This window comes from Leucobacter sp. OLIS6, from assembly GCF_002752355.1.
In the GTDB taxonomy this organism is placed as follows: Bacteria; Actinomycetota; Actinomycetes; order Actinomycetales; family Microbacteriaceae; genus Leucobacter.
On record NZ_MRAV01000002.1, the window covers coordinates 74168 to 91709 of the forward strand.

The 17542-nt window shown below is 71.2% G+C and carries 20 protein-coding genes; 13 read left to right on the forward strand and 7 right to left on the reverse strand.

The features are described from left to right. Position 1: 1 nt before the first annotated feature. Together BMH31_RS02135 and BMH31_RS02140 are read right to left on the reverse strand one after the other, a co-directional pair. Positions 2 to 1588, reverse strand: coding sequence for a GMC family oxidoreductase N-terminal domain-containing protein (locus BMH31_RS02135; protein WP_099722975.1), 1587 nt, complete (start codon positions 1586 to 1588; stop codon positions 2 to 4). Between the two features lie 124 nt (positions 1589 to 1712). Then, entirely contained in the window at positions 1713 to 2591 is an 879-nt protein-coding gene (locus BMH31_RS02140; RefSeq protein WP_158234963.1) for an NAD(P)H-binding protein, read from the reverse strand. Positions 2592 to 2658: 67 nt separating this feature from the next. Between BMH31_RS02140 and BMH31_RS02145 the strand changes: the two genes are divergently transcribed. The 5 genes from BMH31_RS02145 to BMH31_RS02165 all read left to right on the forward strand — a co-directional run bounded on the left by BMH31_RS02145 (position 2659) and on the right by BMH31_RS02165 (position 6568). Then, a complete protein-coding gene (locus BMH31_RS02145) occupies positions 2659 to 3267 on the forward strand; it encodes a helix-turn-helix domain-containing protein (protein ID WP_099722972.1) in 609 nt (202 codons plus the stop codon). A gap of 322 nt (positions 3268 to 3589) precedes the next feature. After that, positions 3590 to 4246 carry a TMEM175 family protein gene (locus tag BMH31_RS02150; RefSeq protein ID WP_099722970.1) on the forward strand — a complete coding sequence of 219 codons (657 nt, stop codon included), beginning with the start codon at positions 3590 to 3592 and terminating at the stop codon, positions 4244 to 4246. A gap of 31 nt (positions 4247 to 4277) precedes the next feature. After that, the gene (locus BMH31_RS02155) at positions 4278 to 5162 is read left to right on the forward strand and encodes an arginase family protein (RefSeq protein WP_099722968.1); all 885 of its coding nucleotides are present in this window, start codon (positions 4278 to 4280) and stop codon (positions 5160 to 5162) included. Between the two features lie 46 nt (positions 5163 to 5208). Then, entirely contained in the window at positions 5209 to 5943 is a 735-nt protein-coding gene (locus BMH31_RS02160; protein ID WP_158234964.1) for a DUF1345 domain-containing protein, read from the forward strand. A 94-nt stretch (positions 5944 to 6037) separates the two neighbouring features. Further along, complete coding sequence (locus BMH31_RS02165; protein ID WP_099722965.1) at positions 6038 to 6568, forward strand: GNAT family N-acetyltransferase; 531 nt, start codon at positions 6038 to 6040, stop codon at positions 6566 to 6568. On the opposite strand, the gene BMH31_RS02170 is transcribed toward BMH31_RS02165, so the two are convergent. Continuing rightward, positions 6550 to 7203 (reverse strand): maleylpyruvate isomerase family mycothiol-dependent enzyme, encoded by a 654-nt coding sequence (locus tag BMH31_RS02170; protein WP_099722964.1) that lies wholly within the window; start codon positions 7201 to 7203, stop codon positions 6550 to 6552. The genes BMH31_RS02165 and BMH31_RS02170 overlap by 19 nt on opposite strands. A 106-nt stretch (positions 7204 to 7309) precedes the next feature. On the opposite strand from BMH31_RS02170, the gene BMH31_RS02175 reads away from it, so the two are divergent. Together BMH31_RS02175 and BMH31_RS02180 are read left to right on the forward strand one after the other, a co-directional pair. Further along, positions 7310 to 8593 carry a hypothetical protein gene (locus BMH31_RS02175; protein ID WP_099722962.1) on the forward strand — a complete coding sequence of 428 codons (1284 nt, stop codon included), beginning with the start codon at positions 7310 to 7312 and terminating at the stop codon, positions 8591 to 8593. Continuing rightward, entirely contained in the window at positions 8590 to 9210 is a 621-nt protein-coding gene (locus tag BMH31_RS02180; protein ID WP_099722961.1) for a GNAT family N-acetyltransferase, read from the forward strand. The genes BMH31_RS02175 and BMH31_RS02180 overlap by 4 nt, the downstream gene beginning before the upstream one ends. 41 nt (positions 9211 to 9251) lie before the next feature. Here BMH31_RS02180 and BMH31_RS02185 read toward each other — a convergent pair whose 3' ends face one another. Next, positions 9252 to 10046 (reverse strand): alpha/beta hydrolase, encoded by a 795-nt coding sequence (locus BMH31_RS02185; RefSeq protein WP_241898093.1) that lies wholly within the window; start codon positions 10044 to 10046, stop codon positions 9252 to 9254. A 260-nt stretch (positions 10047 to 10306) separates the two neighbouring features. On the opposite strand from BMH31_RS02185, the gene BMH31_RS02190 reads away from it, so the two are divergent. Further along, positions 10307 to 12604 (forward strand): cell wall-binding repeat-containing protein, encoded by a 2298-nt coding sequence (locus BMH31_RS02190; protein ID WP_099722958.1) that lies wholly within the window; start codon positions 10307 to 10309, stop codon positions 12602 to 12604. A gap of 72 nt (positions 12605 to 12676) precedes the next feature. Here the strand turns inward: BMH31_RS02190 and BMH31_RS02195 are convergent, their stop codons facing one another. Continuing rightward, positions 12677 to 13000 (reverse strand): helix-turn-helix transcriptional regulator, encoded by a 324-nt coding sequence (locus tag BMH31_RS02195; RefSeq protein ID WP_099722956.1) that lies wholly within the window; start codon positions 12998 to 13000, stop codon positions 12677 to 12679. Positions 13001 to 13098: 98 nt separating this feature from the next. On the opposite strand from BMH31_RS02195, the gene BMH31_RS02200 reads away from it, so the two are divergent. After that, positions 13099 to 14334, forward strand: a complete 1236-nt coding sequence (locus tag BMH31_RS02200) for an MFS transporter (RefSeq protein WP_099722955.1) — start codon at positions 13099 to 13101, stop codon at positions 14332 to 14334. 25 nt (positions 14335 to 14359) lie between these two features. On the opposite strand, the gene BMH31_RS02205 is transcribed toward BMH31_RS02200, so the two are convergent. After that, positions 14360 to 15295, reverse strand: a complete 936-nt coding sequence (locus tag BMH31_RS02205) for an endonuclease/exonuclease/phosphatase family protein (protein WP_099747365.1) — start codon at positions 15293 to 15295, stop codon at positions 14360 to 14362. Between the two features lie 101 nt (positions 15296 to 15396). Between BMH31_RS02205 and BMH31_RS02210 the strand changes: the two genes are divergently transcribed. The 4 genes from BMH31_RS02210 to BMH31_RS02225 all read left to right on the forward strand — a co-directional run bounded on the left by BMH31_RS02210 (position 15397) and on the right by BMH31_RS02225 (position 17324). Continuing rightward, positions 15397 to 15846, forward strand: coding sequence for a hypothetical protein (locus BMH31_RS02210; RefSeq protein ID WP_099722952.1), 450 nt, complete (start codon positions 15397 to 15399; stop codon positions 15844 to 15846). Further along, positions 15843 to 16280, forward strand: coding sequence for a helix-turn-helix transcriptional regulator (locus tag BMH31_RS02215; RefSeq protein ID WP_099722951.1), 438 nt, complete (start codon positions 15843 to 15845; stop codon positions 16278 to 16280). The genes BMH31_RS02210 and BMH31_RS02215 overlap by 4 nt, the downstream gene beginning before the upstream one ends. A gap of 27 nt (positions 16281 to 16307) precedes the next feature. Then, positions 16308 to 16715: a VOC family protein gene (locus BMH31_RS02220; RefSeq protein ID WP_046455407.1), complete on the forward strand. Its 408-nt coding sequence runs from the start codon at positions 16308 to 16310 to the stop codon at positions 16713 to 16715. Positions 16716 to 16811: 96 nt separating this feature from the next. After that, positions 16812 to 17324, forward strand: coding sequence for a flavin reductase family protein (locus tag BMH31_RS02225; protein WP_241898094.1), 513 nt, complete (start codon positions 16812 to 16814; stop codon positions 17322 to 17324). Positions 17325 to 17330: 6 nt separating this feature from the next. Here BMH31_RS02225 and BMH31_RS02230 read toward each other — a convergent pair whose 3' ends face one another. Beyond that, positions 17331 to 17540, reverse strand: coding sequence for a hypothetical protein (locus tag BMH31_RS02230; RefSeq protein ID WP_099722949.1), 210 nt, complete (start codon positions 17538 to 17540; stop codon positions 17331 to 17333). Positions 17541 to 17542 lie beyond the last annotated feature (2 nt).

Consider the following 17542-nt stretch of genomic DNA (forward strand, 5'->3'; position numbering starts at 1 on the left):
CCTACCGCTCGCCGGCGAGCACGAAGCCCGCGCCGAGTTCGCCGATCAGCACGGCCGGAGCGTTCGTATTGCCCGTGGTCACCCGGGGCATGATCGACGCGTCGATCACGCGCAGCCCGTCGACGCCGTGCACCGTGAGGCGGGGCGAGACGACGGCCAATTCGTCGACGCCCATCTTGCAGGTACCGACCTGGTGGTGGTAGGTCGCGAGGGTGCTGCGCACGTAGTCGACGAGGTCCTCGCCGTCGCCGATCCCCGGGCCCGGGTAGATCTCGGTCGCGCCCCAGCCGCCATCCTCGGGAGCCGCGGCCAGCGCCGACTGCGTGCCGATCCGGCGGCACTGCCGCACGGACGCGACGAGCGACGCGACGTCGTCCTCGTGGCTGAGCGCCTGCGGATCGAGGCGCAGCGGATCCGTGGCGGCCGGGCCCGACAGGGTGATCGAGCCGCGCGAGGTCGGCGTCACGAGGCCCGCCATGAGCGAGAACCCGTTGTCGCCCGCGGGCTCGAGGAAGTCGCCGTACATCGGCACGGAGAACAGGATCGGCTGCGTATCGGGGCGGTCGAGCTCGGGGCGGCTCTTCCAGAACAGGTGCGACTGCGTCACCGAGACGCCCTCCCGCGGCGGGTCGATGGGGCGCTCGGCGGCGAAGATGACGGGCGCGAGGTAGTGGTCGTGCAGGTTCTTGCCGACGCCGGGCAGATCGACCCGCGGTTCGATCCCGACCGCGCGCAGTTCGTCGGCCGGGCCGATGCCCGAGCGCAGCAGCACCCGCGGGGAGTCGATCGCACCGGCCGAGAGGATCACCTCGTCCGCGAACAGCTCGCGCAGTTCGCCGGCCTGGGCGAATCGCACGCCGATCACGCGCGGGCGCGCCGCGGGGTCCGTGTCCGCATCCTCGGCGAAGATCAGCTCGTGCACGTGGCAGCCTGTCTCGACCGCGATGCGATCCCGCACCGGCTTCAGGTAGGCCATGTAGGTGTTGAAGCGGCGGCCGTCGCGGATCGTCACCTGCTGCTGCGAGACGCCCTCGATCTCGGCGCCGTTGTAGTCGGGATTGAGCGGCAGCCCCTCCTCGACCGCGGCGTCGATGATCGACTGCTGGATCGGCGAGAGCGGGTACTCGTCGGTGACGTCGAGCAGGCCGTCGGTGCCGTGCAGCGCCGGGTCGCCCGAACCGTGGAAGTTCTCGATGCTGCGGTAGACGGGCAGTACGTCGTCCCACCCCCAGCCGGGGTTGCCGAGCGACTCCCAGTGGTCGAAGTCCTGCGGGGTGCAGCGCACCCAGATCATGGCGTTCAGCGAGTGGGACCCGCCGAGCACCTTGCCGCGCGGCCAGTGCAGGCGATGCCCGTTCGCACCGGGCTGCGGTTCGGTGAAGTAGTCCCAGTCGTCGGGTCCGTGCCAGAGCTCGCCCATGCGGCTCGGATCGTGGATCGCGGGATTGCCGTCCTCGCCGCCCGCCTCGAGCACGGTGACCGAGACCCCGGCATCCGCGAGCCGGCGCGCGACCACCGACCCCGAGGATCCGGCTCCGACCACGATCGCGGTGCGGGGCTGCGCGCCCTCGCCGAGCTGCTCCGACATGAGAACTCCTCTCCGTCGCGGCACCCTTGCCGCGCACTCCCTTCGAGGCTGGCATCCGGGCGCGCGGTGCGTCGAGGCCGGCGCGCGGGTCGTGCCCGCTCAGACAAGCCGGCCGCCCCTCAGGTCAACGGTCGGCGAGCTCCCGGAAGTAGTCGGCGAGCCGATGGCGTCCGGTGGGCTGTCCGACCCCGTCGACCCGCATCCCCTCCAGGAAGAACCTGGTGAGGGCCGCTTGCCGGGGGCCGATCCGATCCGCGACCCAGGTCGCGGCCGATGCCGCGGGCGCGGGGACGGCGAGGTAGCGGGGCGTTCGTCCGACGGCCGAGAATGCGAGCTCGACGATCTCCCGGTAGCTGAGATCGTCCGGTCCGCCGATGTCCCAGGACCCCGCGGGGCCCGACAGCCGATCGACGCAGAACGCGGCGAGGTCCTCTCCGTGGATGGGGCGTAGGCGCACCGAACCGTCGCCCAGGCCGAATGCCAGGCCGCGCCGTGCGAGCTGGAACACCTCGGTGAGGTCGGAGAAGTACCCCGAGGGATTGACGATCCTCGGGGAGACCTCGCTGCGCGCAAGCGTCGCCATGAACGCGGACTTCGCCCGCGCGATGATCGAGGTGCCCTGCGCGGCGTTCATGACTCCGACATAGGTGAAGCTCGCGACGCCGCCCGCCTCCGCGAGCTCGAGATAGCGCAGGTTCATGCGGTAGTCGACGAGCCAGGGATCCGCTTTCTGCCGGGTGACGCCGAGTGCTGAGACGACGTGGGAGACGCCGCTCATGAGTCTTCCGTCCGCGTCGGCTGCTTCGGCGTCCGGCGCGACGATCCACTCGTCGACGTGATCGGCGAGCGGCGGCGATCCCCAGGGGCCCGCGGCCCGGGCGCGGTCGCGATCCCGCACGACCGCTCGCACGCGCATGCCTCGGGCATGCAGTGCGCGGGCGAGGTGGCGTCCGGCGTAACCGGTCGCGCCGAGGAGCAGTGCGGTGCTGTCTTCCGTGGACATGAGCATCCTTTCCTGTACCACCTGGTACACAAATAGAATAGCCGGGAGTCCAGAGTGAGGAGCGCGCATGGGTCGCCCGGCGAAACCGATCGACGAGGATCGTCTGTCCCGCCTGCTCGACGTCGCAGCCGAGGAGTTCCTCGCTCGCGGGTACGAGCAGGCGTCTTTGAACCGCATCCTCGAACGCTCCGGTGTCGCGAAGAGTTCCTTCTACCACTACTTCGGCGACAAGGCCGGGCTGTTGGAGACCCTGGCCCGTTCCGCGGGCGAAGGTTTCGACGAGCTGCTCCGGCCCCCGGAGCCCGGAGGCCGGTTCCCCGGCATGGACGCGGTTCTTCGCGACACCTCCGATCGGCTCGCCGCGCTGGCCCGCGACCGCCCCCGAGCCGTGACTCTCGGCCATCTGATCGCGCTGCCCGACCTTCCGGAGGTTCCGGCGGTCCGATCCTTCCGTGCGGCCGTGGGCTCCAGGGTCCTCAGGCTCCTGCTCGTATGGCGCCGCCGGGGCGAGATCTCGGCGGTGCTGCCGCTCCGGTTGCAGCTGGCCGCGCTGCTCGCCGTCGTGCAGGTGGCCGATCGATGGGTGCTCGATCGGAACGCGGCGCCCGATGCGGCCGCCCAGGCGGAGGAACTGATCGCGCAGTTCCTGCGCGGTCCGAATGCGGGCGATTCCTGAGGGCGTCCGGACTGCGGAGCCTCGCGCGCCGTCAGCCGATCGTCCCGTTCTGCGACGTACGGGCGAGCCCGACTCGGGGGCGTACCTGATCTCCCAGAAGACCTGGGCGAGCTGGGCTCTGCGCCGGGTGACGTCTTCGATATGCTCGGGGTCGTAGGTCCCGCCGTCGGCCCGTCGCAGCTGGGGCTGTGCAGCCGCTCGGACCCCGCGCTGATGAGCAGATCCACCGACTCCTGGACCTCGGTGTCGCGCCCGGCATGGCACCGAAGCCGGGCCGGAGCCAAGCCGCGCGAGCGGGATCTTCGGTGCTAGCATCCGTCGCATGAGCGAGGATCGTCCCGTCGAAGAGTCCCGCAACTACGCCGCCGAGCGGCCGAAGGCCTTCGTGGACGCCGTGGTCGCGATCGCCATGACGCTGCTGATCCTGCCGCTTATGGAGAGCGTTGGCGAGGCTTCATCTTCGGGCGAGGACACGCTCGAGTGGCTCGGCGGCCATCGCGACCAGCTGCTCAGCTTCGGCCTGAGCTTCGTGATCATCGCGATGTTCTGGATGAGCCACCACCGCCTGTTCGCGCACGTGCACCTCGTGTCGAACCGGCTGCTGTGGCTGCTCGCCGCCTGGATGCTCTCGATCGTCTGGCTACCGGTCGCAACCTCGATCTCGGGGCAGATGTCGGGGGAGGACTCGATCGCCCGCGTCCTCTACATCGGCAGCATGATCGTCACCGCGCTCCTCTCGCTCGTGATCCGGCTCTATCTGCGCCGCAACCCCGAACTGCACACGACCCCGCTGGCTACGCTGCGCGACGGTACGGCCGTCGACCTGGCGATGGCCACGCTCTTCGGACTCTCGCTGCTCATCGCGGTGCTGTCGCCGGCCATCGGCTACTACTCGATGGTCATCATGTTCGCGATGGGCCCGCTGGAGGCCCTCTACGCGAAGCTGATCGGTCGGGCGTTCGCGGGTTCCGGGTCTTGACCGGTTCGTCGCGGACTGCTTGCGTGAACGCATGATCATCGACGGTGTCATCGGCATCCCCATGGACTCCTCCGGCCGATTCGCGGGGTGCGAGCTCATGCCCGCGGCGCTGCGGGAAGCCGGCATGGCGGGCTGGCCGGTGCGGGATCGGGGCAATGTGCAGGCGGTGCTCGCCGATCCGCGCCGCGACCCCGACACCGGGATCATCGGCTTCGCCGACCTGGTGAACGCCTCGGTGGTGGTGCGCGACGCGTTGGAGCCCGTGCTGCGGACCGGCGAGCGTCCGCTCGTGACGGGCGGCTGCTGCAGCATCCTGCTGGGCACCTTCGCGGCGGTGCGGCGGGTCCGCCCGGACGCGGGGCTCGTGTTCATCGACGGGCACTTCGACATGCACGAGCCGCACCGCAGCGAGACGGGCGAGGTCGCCGACATGGAGGTCGGGATCCTGCTCGGAGCGGGCCCGGCAGAGCTCGTCGGGCTCTCGGGCGCGGAGCGCTCCGTCGAGGACGAACGGCTCGTCGTCATCGGTCCCCGCGACCACGGGGAGATGCGGGACACCGGCTCCCCGCTGCCCGCTGAGGCGCACCCCGCAGTGCTCGTGATCGACGAGCCGGAGCTGCGGGGCGGCGGAGTCGACGAGGCGGCCTCGCGGGCGCTCGCGCGGCTGCGCGACTCGGAGTCCGACGGGTTCTGGGTGCACATCGACTTCGACGTGCTGAGCACGACGGCGTTCCCGGCGATCGACTACCCGCTCGACGGCGGGCTCGACTGGGACCAGCTGACGAAGGTCGTGCGCCCGCTGGCGCTCGACCCCGGGTTCCTCGGAATCAGCGTGTCGATCCTCAACCCGCGGCTGGATCCCGACGGCGCGACCGCCGCGCGCACCGAGCGCTGGCTGCGCGCGGTGCTCGACTGAGCCGTCGGCGCCCGCGGTCACCCGCAGCGTGCGCTACCGTCGAACGGTGTCTGCGCCCCCGTCCACCCGAGAGATCCCGCTCCGCTACGAGGACAGCTTCCGTGGGGGCATCGCGATCGTCGCGTCGCTCGCCGGAGTGCTCCTGGGAATCCTCCCGCTGCTGATCGGCGGCGCCCCCGAGGACCGGCTCGGCACGTTCTCCTCGGTCCTGTTCGCCGCCTGCCTCGGGCTGTCGCTGTTCTCGCTCGTGTATCTCGCCTGGACCCATCGCCTCTTCGCCCGCACCGCGCCCGACGAGGCGCGGCGGATCGCGGCGATCCAGCACCGGACCGGGCCCGGGCGTTTCGCGCGTCTGCTCTGGTTCGGCGGCACCGAGGGGTGGGCGCTGACGGCCGCCGCGACCGCGCTCGTCTTCGCGATCGCCGCGCTGCTCATCGGCGCGCACCGCAACGGCGCCTGGCTGCCCGCGCTCGTGCTGCTGACCGCGGCGACCTCCTGGGCGACGGTGGTCTACGCGTTCGCGCTGCGCTACTTCCGACTGCATGCCGCGGGGGAGCGCATCGACTTCGACATCGACGAGGAGCCGGTGTTCGTCGATTTCCTGTCGATGTCCGTCATGGTGTCCTCCGTCGGTGCGATGTCGGCGGGCACGCCGCGCACGCGCGCCGGACTCAGCGCGGTGCGCACCCACACGTTCATCGCGTTCGCGTTCAATGCCCTCGTCGTCGCCATGGTCGTGTCCCTGCTGACCACCTTCATCGCGAGCGCGCAGACCGCATGAGCGGGTTCGGTCCCTGGGCCACCGCGGTCGCGGGCGGGATCTGGGCGATGGAGCGCGGGGTCCGGGCCGCGCGCGGGTCTGCTTGACTGGTCGCATGGCAGTCGCGCTCGTTCGTCCCACGATGGGTCTCTTCGCCGAGTGGGCGGAAGCGCTCGCCGAGTTCGGCGGCGCGGACGTGCACGGCATGGGCATGGACGCCGGCACGGTCCCCGACCGCGCGAACTGCGCGGCCCTGGTGGAGCTCGCCGAGCGCTTCGCGGATCCGGGCGCCGAGATCCCCGCCGACAAGGTTCACGCGGATCACTTCTGGATCGTCGACGGGGACGAGGTCGTCGGGTTCATCGGACTCCGCTGGGAGCTGAACGCCTATCTCGCGCACGCCGGCGGGCACATCGGCTACTCGGTGAAGCCGTCGAGCCGCAGGCGCGGATACGCCGGTGCGGCGCTCCGCCTGGTCCTGGATCACGCCCGCGAGCGCGGGATCCACCGGGTGATGATCACGTGCGACGACGACAACCCGGGATCGGCGCGCACCATCGAGGGCGCCGGAGGCGTGCAGGGCGACCTCATCGACGCGTCCGACGTCGGGCACCCGCGACTGCGCCGCTACTGGATCGAGCTCTGAGCCGAGCGCTCGGCGAGCAGTTCGGCTCCCGGGCCGTCGAAGGCGGCGACCGGGACCGGGCGTCCCGATACCGCCATCAGCAGGTCGAGCTCCGTCCCCCGCACCTCGGAGCCTGCTCCCCGGGCGGCGCCGGAGTCCGCAGAGACCAGGCGGAGACCGGCGGCGCGTTCCGCTCCGCCCCCGAACGAGACACGTGTGCGCAGCTGGTAGTCGAGCGCGCCCCGCACGGCCGGGGCCGGATAGTCGCCCGAGAGGCCGAGCGGCCTGCGCACGTCCTCGCCGTGCACGATCGCTTCGACGAGCCGCGTCGCGAGGTTCGCCGGCGGGGTCCGTCGGAGCCCCGCCGCGTTCCGGAACCGCTCGAGCGTCCGAGCGGGGTCGGGATCCTTGCACCGCGCGATCCCGTCGGCGTTGGCGCGGTCGAAATCGCCCCGCGCCACGATCATGCTCCGCACGAACGCGGCGCGTCCGGTGCGGGCGGTGTCGAGCAGGTGCGCCAGGACATCGTGGATGCTCCATCCGGGGCACAGGGACGCGCGTTCCCAGTCGGCCGGCGCGATGCGCCCGAGATCGTCGGCGAGGCGCAGACGCTCATCGCGCACGGCCGTCCACACCTCGTTCTTTCCGAGCGTCATCCCGGCTCCTGTCCGGATCCCGGCGGTCCCGAGGGCCGAGGATCCGCTTCTCATCCTGCACGCTGCGCGTCACGGGGTCCAGGGCGGGCTGTGTAGTGTCGCTTCCGTGAGCACCGCATCGTCATCGCCGCCGAGGACCGGCGCCCGGGCCGCGGGCCGCCGGATCGACCGGTGGTTCCGCGAGCTCGGCCTCCCCACCTTCGTGCCGCTGCGCCGCTGGTTCATCGACCTGCCGCGTCGCGTCGCGCCGCTCGTCACCGCCGTTACGATCCTCGCAGCGCTCAGCGACGACCAGTTCGACCGCGCGATCGACGAGGCCGTGCGGCTGGTGCCCGAGGTCGGCGACGGGCAGTGGATCGTGGTCACCATCGTGCTCGTGGTGCTCGCGATCCTCGCGCTGCTCGCCTGGGCCGGATACCGGCTGGTGCGCGCGGCGATGCGGCGGCTCTCGCCCGCGGTGGGCAATGCGGTCGGCGTCGCCCTGATCCTCGTCTGCCTGGCCCTGCTGGTCATCGGCGGATACCTCGCGAAGCCCGGTGCCACCGTCGGCCCGGCCTTCTCCGCGATCGCGACGGTCCTCCTCTGCATGCTCATCACCGGCATGGGCGGCGGCGCGCTGCTGTCGTGGGGCACCCGGCTCGCGGTGCGCAATGCCTCGGCGGTGGGACACATGGCCTCGATCGCGCTCCCCGTGATCCTCATGCTGGTCGTCTTCGCGTTCTTCTCGGCCGAGGTGTGGCAGATGTCCTCCGCGCTCCACTGGGGCAGCATCGCCCTGGTCGGCCTCGTCGTGGGGGCGCTCGCCCTCGTCGTGGTGCTGCGCGTGTGCGCCTCCGAGATCGACGACATGGGTCGTGTGCTGAGCGCCGATGAGCGCGGGCACCTGCTGGCCGGAACCCCGGTCGAGGGGCGTCCCGGCGCGGAGCGGGCACCGACCCGGCCGCTGCGCCTGGTCCAGCGGATCAATCTGCTGCTCGTCATGGCGGTCGCCCAGCTCATGCAGGCACTGCTCTTCGCCGCACTGCTCTGGTCCCTGCTCATGATCATCGGCGGCATCGCGGTGCCCGTCGGAGTGGTGGAGCTGTGGGTGGGGCCGGGGACCCCCGCTCACCCGCTGCGCGTGGAGCCGCTCGTGGTCGGCGGCGCGACGCTGCCGATCACCGTCAACCTCGTCAAGTCCGCGGCCGTCCTGTCGATCATCTCGACGCTGCCGTTCGTGTTCTCCGCGGTGAGCGAGGCGCGCTATCGCGAGCGGTTCTTCGACCCGATCATGGCGGACATCCGTCGCGCTATCGTGGTTCGTGACGCGCTGCTGGCGACCGCCGGCGGTGCCGCCCCCGCTGCCGCGACCCGCGACCGAGGGGATTCGAACCCCAGGAGCGATCAGTGACCGATCTTCAGTTGCCCACCGGAGTGCGTCCGGCGGCACCGGCCGATGCCGACGAGATGGCGCGGATCCTCAGCGCGGCGTTCCTGCCCGATCCGGTCTGGGGTCCGCTGTTCCCGGATCCCGCTCGCCGCGAAGCCCAGACCCGCGCCTACTGGCGGTTCATGGTCGACGAGGCGCTGCGGCACCCCGACTCCCTCGTCCTCGAAGGGGAGGCGGGCGGGCTGCGCGCCGTCTCCGTCTGGCTGCCGCCCGGGGCCGATGAGGTCGCCGAGGACGCGCACGACGCCTACGAGACGCTGGTCTTGGATCTGCTCGGACCGGAGGCGGCACCGGCGATGTTCCGCTCGGGCGAGCAGTTCGGCGCGGCCCGGCCGACGGACCCCCATGCGTACCTGACGTTGCTCGCGGTGGCACCCGACGCGCGGGGCGGCGGCCACGGCATGGCACTGCTTCGGGCCGGCCTGGACCGGTACGATGCGGCGGGCACGCCCACCTACCTCGAGTCCTCGAACCCGGCGAACGACGCCCGCTACGAGCGCCTCGGGTACGCTCCGTACGCCGTGGTCCGGCTCGACGACGGCGGGCAGGCGCAGACCTACTGGCGCGATCCGGCCTGATCCCTCGGGGCTCAGGCGGTCCCGGCCTGATCCCTCGGGGGTCAGGCGGTCCCGGTCCGTTGCTCCGCGAGGAATCCGAGGATCATCGCAGCAGCCGGTTCCGCGCTGCGGATGATCGCCTCGTGGCCCCGCCCGGGGATCTCGGCCATCTCGGAGCGGGGGAGGAGGGCCGCGACCTCCGAGACCCAGTCCCGCGGGCACACCCGGTCGGTCTCGCCGCGGAGCACGAGGGTCGGCGTGTGGATCTCGGGGCTGATGCGCTCCAGGTGATGCGCGAGCATGAATCGGAGCTTGTTCGCGAACCAGATCGGGTTGGTCTTCGCGTACTGCCAGAGTCCCATGAGCAGCACTTTCGGGCGTTCGCCGGTGAGGTCCTGCACCATGCGCGCGGCCTGACGGAGCGCGGTGCGCTCGTGCCGGTTGACGGTCGGTGCGATGAGCACGAGCGTCGAAACGAGCTCGGAGTACCGCAGCGCGACCTCGGCGACGATCTGGGTGCCCATGGAGTGCCCGACGAGGACGACCGGCCCGTCCGTCTCCTGCGCGATGAAGCGCGCGACGGTGTCCGCGGTCTCCTCGAGCGTCGCGGCGCTGCCGGGCTCCGGTGAGTCTCCGAAGCCCGGCAGGTCGAGTGCGAGCACCCGGCCGTGCGCGGCGAGCGCGTCTCCCACTCCGGCGTAGACCGCGCGTCCCATGCCGATTCCGTGCACCAGGACGAACGTCTGCGAGGCAGGGCCCAGGGTCTCGGTGTACGCCATGGTGACGCCGTCGCGGCGGTACCGGCGGTCGTAACGCACGGGTGCCGCCGCGCGCGGAGCGGTCGAATCGAAAGCCACGGATCCAGCGTATCGGCGCGGGCTCCGGGCGGGACTGGAAAGTTGAAATTGATTGCAATTCGCTTGAAGCTGATTGCAATATTGGTTGAATGCGATTGCATATGCGGAATGTGCCTGACGAGGCATTCCGTGCGCAAATTACTTGAATCTGATTCGACTCTGTGATCTGCGATTTCGTCGCTTATGCTGCTCCTGACATTTCGGCTCGCCGAGCGCTCTCGGGTGCGTGCGTAGCCGACCGAACCGGGTGGGGACAGAATATGCAGATCAAGAGTACGGGCGACGCGCGGGGAAGCGCGCCGGGTCGTCGCATCGCACGCGGCGCATTCGCGTGGGTGTTGGGCGCGCTCCTCGCGGTGAGCGGTATCGCGACGGGCACCGGCGTCGGGATCGCACCGGCGCAGGCCACCGACCCGCAGAACGCGACCGTGACGACGCTCACGGGAAAGATCGTGAACTCGGCCGGGCAGCCGGTCGCCGGGGCGACGCTGACCGCCAGCCCGAACCGCGGGGACAGCGCGTCAGCCCCGCCTCGCACGGCGAAGACCGGCGCCGACGGCACGTTCTCGTTGACGAACGACCTGCTGGACGGATTCGTGCTGGTCGTCGACGGTCCCGCACCCTACGTGAGTTCGGTGCTCGACACCACCGGCAAGCTCGCCGCCGGCGATTCGAGCAAGATGCGCATCTTCAACGGGGGCGGCGCCACCGCGCTCGGAGCCCTCACGCTGCAGACCGGTGTGAAGGTCTCGGGCACCGCGACGCTGAGCGGGTACGTGGCGAAGACCGACGGCAGCGCGACCCTCACGGGGGCCGGCGCGACCGCCGGCAAGTACTTCGGCTTCCCGCTGCGCGGCCTGCAGAACGGCGCGAACGCCTGGTCGACCTACGTCGTTCCCGGCAACTACACGCTCGAGGGATGGATCGAGAGCCGTAACGTGAAGGTGCCCGGGCCGAACGCCGACAAGTCCTTCACCGTCGGCGCCTCCGGGCTGGCGGGCCTCAACCTGACCTTTGCCGGTAGCGGCATCGGGCTCTCGGGCACGGCGACCGATCCCGACGGCCGTCCGGCGGCCGGCGTCATGGTGAACGCCTCGAACACCAGCGGCAACGGCAATCGGTTCACGAAGTCAGACGCGTCGGGCAACTGGACGCTGGTCGATCTGCCCGCGGGGAACTACAAGCTCGACCTGCAGAACGGCGGTCACGGCGACTTCGGCTTCTGGAAGAGCGGTTCGGCGACCGTCGTGCCCGATTCCGCCAATGCCACGGTGATCAACGCCACCACGGCGGGCCTCAAGACCGGCTTCAATGTCACGATGCGCCGCGGAGCTCCCAATGAGCCGACCGGTGTCTCGGCGACCGCGGGGGACGCACGGGCCACCGTGACCTGGCAGACCCCCTCCGATCGCAACGGCGTCTCGATCTACCAGTACACCGTGACCGCCTATGCGGGCGCGACTGCAGTGAAAACGGTGAGCACGACGGGTGCGAAGACCGCGACCGTGACCGGACTCACGAACGGCACCGCATACACGTTCAAGGTGCAGGCGTTCACCGGGTTCGGTGCGTCCCCGCTCTCGGCGGCCTCGGCGGCCGTCACTCCGAAGGCGCCGCCGGTTCCCGGCGTCGCGACCCGCATCTCGGGCGCATCGCGCTACGACACCGCGGCGAACGTCTCGAAGGCGTCGTTCACGCAGACCGGCGGTACGGTCTACCTCGCCAACGGCCTCGGACTGCCGGACGCGCTCGCCGCGGCACCCGTCGCGGGCCACGGCAAGTCGCCGATCCTGCTGGTCGAGACGAACGCCATCCCGGCCGCGACGGCGGCCGAGCTGAAGCGCCTGAAGCCCGCGAAGATCGTCCTGCTCGGAGGGTCCGGGGTCATCTCGGACTCCATGATCGCCAAGGTCAAGACTGCATCGGGTGCGGGCACGGTCGAGCGCTGGAACGGCAGCGACCGCTACGCGACCGCGGCGGACGTGGCGAAGCGCGCCTTCCCCGGAACCGTCGACACGGTGTACATCGCCAACGGTCTGGGCCTGCCGGACGCGCTCGCCTCGGCGCCCGTCGCGGGGATCGGGAACTCCCCGATCCTCCTGGTGGCCACCGCTTCGGTTCCGAGCGTCACCGCAGCCCGCCTGGCCGCGCTGAAGCCGAAGAAGATCGTGGTGCTCGGCGGAACCGGCGTGGTGCCGAAGGCGCTCGAGTCGAAGCTCGCCGCTGCCGCCGGGTCGAATCCGAGCATCGTCCGGTGGGCCGGCAGCGATCGCTACTCGACCGCTGCGACCGTGACCACCCAGGCATTCGGCTCGGGCGCGGCCACCGTCTACGTGGCGAACGGCCTCGGCCTGCCCGACGCGCTGGCGGCGGCCCCGGTCGCGGCCGTGCAGAACGCTCCGATCCTGCTCGTCGAGGCGGGAGCGATCCCGTCCAGCACCGCGACGGCGCTGCGGACGCTCAAGTCGAAGCGCAAGATCGACCGGATCGTCGTGCTGGGCGGTTCGGGCGTGGTGTCGGATGCTGTGCTCGCGCAGCTGCGGGGCTACACCGGCTGACCCCAGCGGAGCTCTGCTCGCGAACGGCGCGGATCCCTCGTGGATCGGCGCCGTTCGCGCTTCGTGCTTGGCTCAGTCCTGCTCGGGATCGCGCAGCACGGCGTCGAGGAGGCCCGGGAATCGGGCGTCGAGGTCCTCCCGGCGCAGCGTGAGTCGGCGCCTGCGCCCGTTGGGCTCGTTGCGGATCACGCCGGCCTCGCGCAGCACCTTCATGAGGTGCGACTTCGTCGACTTCGGCAGGTTGGGATCGGTGGCGTGGCAGGACGCCATGTCGAGCGGCCCGCCCGCGAGCTGGCGCGTGATGGCCAGCCGGTCGGGGTCGCTGAGCGCGAACAGCACTTCGGGCAGGGCGATCTGCGCCCGGTCGGGGTGCGCGAGGTCGCTGGGATTCGACATGGTTCGATAATACTTGAACCATTCGCTCGCGTCGACTACGCTCCAATCGTTCGAGCATTTTCGAACAGACCGATCGGTCGATCGAGCGAGGGGATCCCATGACCGCAGACACCGCATCCGCGACCGGATCCGTCCCAGCGGTCGCCGCGCGCGACGTCGATTCCGCGATACGCGGCGAACGCGCGGCGCGTGCGCTCTCCGTCGTCTCGCTCATCGCGATGATGGCCGGAGCGAGTGCGCCCTCGCCGTTCTACCCCGGGCTCGCCGAGTCCATCGGCTTCGGTCCGTCGACCATCTCGGCGGTCTTCGCGGTCTACGCGCTCGCGCTGCTGCTCACCCTGCTCACCGCGGGATCGATCTCCGACCACATCGGGCGCCGCCCGGTCGCGATCGTCGGCCTGCTGGTGCTGGCCGGGGGACTCGTCGTGTTCTGGCATGCCGACTCGGTCGCCCTGCTCGTCATCGCCCGCGTGATCCAAGGGGTCGCGAGCGGCCTGCTGCTCTCCTCGCTCTCGGCCTCGATCACCGACCTCGAACCCGCCTCGCGACCCGGATCCGCCGCGATCTGGAACGCGCTCGGGCCCGGCGTCGGGCTCGCGCTGGGCGCGCTCGTCTCGGGGATCGCGCTCGACCTGACCCGCGACGCCATGGCCGACGTGTTCGGCCCGCTCGCAGCGCTCTACGTGCTGCTCGCGCTGCTCTTCGTGTTCGCTCCCGAGACCGCGCCGCGCAGGCCGGGCGCGCTCGCCTCGCTCGCGTTCCGGCTCTCGCTCCCGCTCGGCATCCGCGCCGACTTCTGGCGCAGCGCGCCCGCCATCGTCGCGGGCTGGGCGACGGGCGGCCTCTTCCTGTCCTTCGGCGCCAGCATCGTGCGAGCGCAGCTCGGCGGCACCGCGCACCTCGCGCAGGGGCTCTCGGTCGCGCTGCTCGCGGGCACCGGCGCCGTCGCGGCGCTCGCGATCCGGCGCCGCAGTCCGCGCACCGTGACCGTGTTCGGCACCGCGGCCCTCGCTCTCGGGACCGCGCTTTCGCTCGTCGCGCTCGGGCTCGGCTCCCTGCCCGGGTACCTGGCCGCAGCGGCGGTCACCGGCGCCGGCTTCGGCACCGCGTTCTTCGGCGTCGTGAGCGCGCTCGCCCCGAACATCCCCGCGACGCAGCGCGCCGACGTGTTCTCGGTGATCTTCCTGTTCTCCTACCTGGCGTTCGGGATCCCGACCGTCGTCGCGGGCCTCCTGGCGCCGATGATCGGGCTCGGGCCGGTCGTCGCCGGGTACGGTGCGTTCGTGATCGTGCTCGCCGTCATCGCCTGCATCCTCCGCATCCGGAGGAGCTGAGACCCGAGCCCGCGCCGCGCGCTCACTAGACGGACGGCCGCAGCGTCGCCACGACCGCGAGGTGGTCGCTGTCGCCGAGCTTGACAGTGCGCATCGCGCGCGGATCGAAGCCGCGCTCCAGCACGTGGTCGATGCGCACCACCGGGAACTCGGCGGGCCAGGTGAAACCGAAGCCCCAGCCGGAGTCGCGCGGCTCGCGGAGCAGTTCCAGCAGCGGGGCGAAGGCCCGATCGTCGGTGCCCGCGTTGAAGTCGCCCATCGCGATGATCCGCGAGGCGCCGTCCTGCTGGATCTCCTGCCGCAGCTCGTCGAGCATCCGGTCGCGCTCCTCGTGGGCTCCGATCCGCGTGGAAGCCGCGTGCACGGCGTAGACCCGAACCGGCCCGCTCGGTGTCTCGGCGGTGACGCGTAGCGCCCGCTTCCACCCGAGCCCCAGATCGAGGGGCTCGAGGTTCGACAGCGGGAACCGGCTCCACAGCGACACGGTACCCACACGGACCGCGTGCGGATACGCGCTGCCGAGCACCTCGTCCACGGTGCCGCGAGCGGCCGCGTCGACCTCCTCGAACGCGACGATGTCGGCCTGCTGCCCGATCGCCGCCCGGGCGCTCTTCTCGGGCGAGCCGTCGACGCCGTGCAGGTTCTGGGTGAGCACGGTGATCGCGGCCGCGCCGCTGCCCGAGACCGGTTCGAGGGGCAGTACTCGCGGAGTGAACACGATGCTCCACGCCGCCACTGCGGCGAGGCTCATCAGGATCCCGAACCAGGCCCGCCGGAACAGGGCCGCGAGCAGCAGCAGCGCGATCGGGACGCCCAACCAGGGGAGGACCGCTTCGAAGGGCAGCGCCAGCCCGAGCATGTCGGGGACCTGCGCGTGCCAGAGGATCGCGGCGCCGAGCAGGCCGGCGGCGAGCGCGAGCAGCAGGCCGACCGGGCGTCGACGTCGTGCGGGTGCGGGCACCGGGGCTCCTTCGGGGTTCTGCGGGGAGAGGTCTGCGGCGGAGGGAACCCCCGATGCTACCCGCCGTGGCGAACGCGAAGCTGGACGGATAGCCTCGAAGCGTGACCGCACCCTATTCGCCCGGCGCGCCGGGACCGTACTCCGCCGCTCCGCAGCCCGTGCTCCCCGCCTACCAGGGGCCGAAGCCGTCGGGCCTCGGCATCACCGCCCTCGTGCTGGTGCTGGTCGCCATCGTCGGCTCCGCCGTGTGCTCGTGGGCGATCGGCAGCATGTTCGGGCAGGTCGTGCGCGAGAGCGGCGGAGAATCCGCCGCCGTGCCCGAGAACGAGTTCGCCGTGCGGTTCGGCTGGCTGATCGCCGCACAGGTGCTGTGGGCGCTGCTCGGGCTCGCCGCGCTCATCATCGGCATCATCGCTGCAGCTGGAGGGCGCGGGCGCGCGCAGGGCGTCGTCGCCATCGTCCTCTCGATTCTCGGTCCCGGCCTCGGCTTCGTGGTCTTCTTCGCGGTCGTGAACTTCACCGCCGAGTACGCCCAGTCCATCGGTACATGAGCGGGGCCGAGAGCGGGACCGGGGCGAAACCCGCCGACCTCGCGACGCTCGTCGCGCTCCGCCGTGTGCGCGACCGCATCGACCGCGAGTTCGCGAGTCCGCTCGACGTCGAGGCGCTCGCCGCGGGGGTCCACATGTCGGCCGGGCACCTGAGTCGGCAGTTCAAGCGCGCCTACGGCGAATCGCCCTACTCGTACCTGATGACCCGGCGGATCGAGCGGGCCATGGTGCTGCTGCGGCACAGCGGGCTCAGTGTGACCGAGATCTGCTTCGAGATCGGTTACTCGTCGCTCGGCACGTTCAGCCTCCGCTTCGCCGAGCTCGTCGGGGTGCCCCCGAGCGAGTACCGGGCGAGCGGCGCGGAGGCTCTGCCGGGCATGCCGCCGTGCATCGTGAAGCAGATCACGAGACCGATCAGGAATCGAGAAGCGTGAGCCGGGCGGCGTGCCTAGTCTGAATCCATGAGCATCACCATTCGTTCCAGTTTCCTGCCCCTCGTCGACGCCGAGGCCTCGCTGGCCTTCTACCGCGACGCGCTCGGCTTCGAGGTGCGCCTCGACGTCGGCCACGAGAACATGCGGTGGATCACGGTCGGCCCGGTCGACCAGCCCGACACCGCGATCGTGCTGCACCCGCCGCTGGCGAACCCCGGGCTCACCGAGGAGGAGGGGCGCACGCTGATGGAGCTGATCGCCAAGGGCAGCTACTTCGGTGCGAACCTCTCGGCGTCCGACCTCGACGCGACCTTCGCGCGCCTCGAGGCAGCGGGAGCCGAGGTCGTGCAGGAGCCCATGGATCAGCAGTGGGGCGCGCGGGACTGCGCGTTCCGGGATCCCGCGGGCAACATGCTGCGCATTCAGCAGGCGTAGTCCCCACGGGCCCTCGCGGGCCCCGGCCCTCCGGGACCCGGAATACGCAGGCTCCGCTCGCGGTTCATCCAGATGAATACGCGAGAATGGAGCACCGTGACCGATACCGCTGCGCAGACCGAGACGACCGACCGATTCAAGAACGCGTTCCGCCTGCACCCCGCGGGTGTCGCGCTCGTCTCGGGTGTCGCGCCCGACGGCCCGGTCGGCCTCACGCTCTCATCGGTGGCGTCGGTCAGCGCGGAACCGCCCGTGCTGTCGTTCTCGGTCACGCGCGCGACCGGCAGCGCCGGTGGGATCCTCAGCGCGCCGAGCTTCGTCGTACACTTCCTGACGAGCGGCCAGCGCGAGGTCGCCGAAGCGTTCGCCCGCACCGGCGCCCCCAGGTTCACCGACGAGCAGGGCTGGGAGACGCTGCCGACCGGGGAGCCGTACCTGCCGAGCGCTGCGGTCGCCCTGCGTTGCGTCGCCCGCGAGGTGCACCCCGTCGGGCCCTCGAACCTGATCCTCGCGGACGTGCTCGAGGTGCTGCCGGGGGCCGATGGCGCGGCGCCGCTGCTCTACCAGGATCGCCGGTTCCTGTCCTGGGACTCGGTGGTCGAGCTCTGATCGGGCTCAGTGCGGGCTGAGCCTCCGGGCGGCCCACCGCACGACCGCGGGTTCTTCCGATTCGAAGTGCTCCACGATCTCGCCGCCGTCGCAGCGGCAGAGCGCGATGCGGCAGCGGCGCTCGTCGACCGACTCGACCCGCCAGGTCCCGCCGAAGCCCTCCCAGCGCTCGATCTCGACCGGAATCGGTTCCGGCAGCGGGGCGGGGCGGGTCATCG